This is a genomic window from Candidatus Skiveiella danica, from assembly GCF_022705245.1.
GTDB classification, from domain to species: Bacteria; Pseudomonadota; Gammaproteobacteria; order Burkholderiales; family Burkholderiaceae_C; genus Skiveiella; species Skiveiella danica.
Genome location: NZ_JAKJEW010000177.1, coordinates 1 through 551, shown reverse-complemented (window position 1 = coordinate 551; position 551 = coordinate 1). Strand labels below are relative to the sequence as shown.

The 551-nt window shown below is 69.5% G+C and carries 1 protein-coding gene; it reads left to right on the top strand.

Features of this window, described 5'->3' with window-relative positions:
* The coding region (locus ACMUOY_RS20825) for a Mur ligase family protein (protein ID WP_413894609.1) at positions 1-551 on the top strand (551 nt) is incomplete at both ends.

Below are 551 nucleotides of genomic sequence, written 5' to 3'. Positions count from 1 at the left end.
CTCGGACTCGGGGCCTCGGGCCTGGCCATGGCGCGCTGGTGCGCGCGCTGCGGTGCGCGGGTGCAGGTTGCCGATACCCGCGAGGACCCGCCCGGCCTGCAGGCACTGCGCAACGACATTCCCGACGCCCGCTTCCTCAGCGGCCCACTGGAAGCTGGCCTGGTGGAGGGAACGCCGGTGCGCGCGGTGTTCCGCAGCCCCGGCCTTGCGCCCGCATCGGTGGCCGGGGTGGATCAGGCCGCGCAGGCTGCGGGCCTTTGGAACGGTGGCGAGTTGAGCCTTTTTTCCCAGGCGCTGGCGAATCTGGCGGAAAACCGCGGCTACCGCCCTCAGGTGCTGGGCATCACGGGCACGAACGGAAAGACCACCGTCACCGCGCTGACCGGACAACTGGTGCGGCGCGCCGACAAGTCGGTCGTGGTGGCCGGAAACATCGGCCCGACCCTGTTGGACACTCTCTCATCCTGCCTGGACGCGGACGCATTGCCCGACGTCTGGGTGTTGGAGCTGTCCAGTTTCCAGCTCGACAGTTGCAGCAGCTTCGAGCCCAC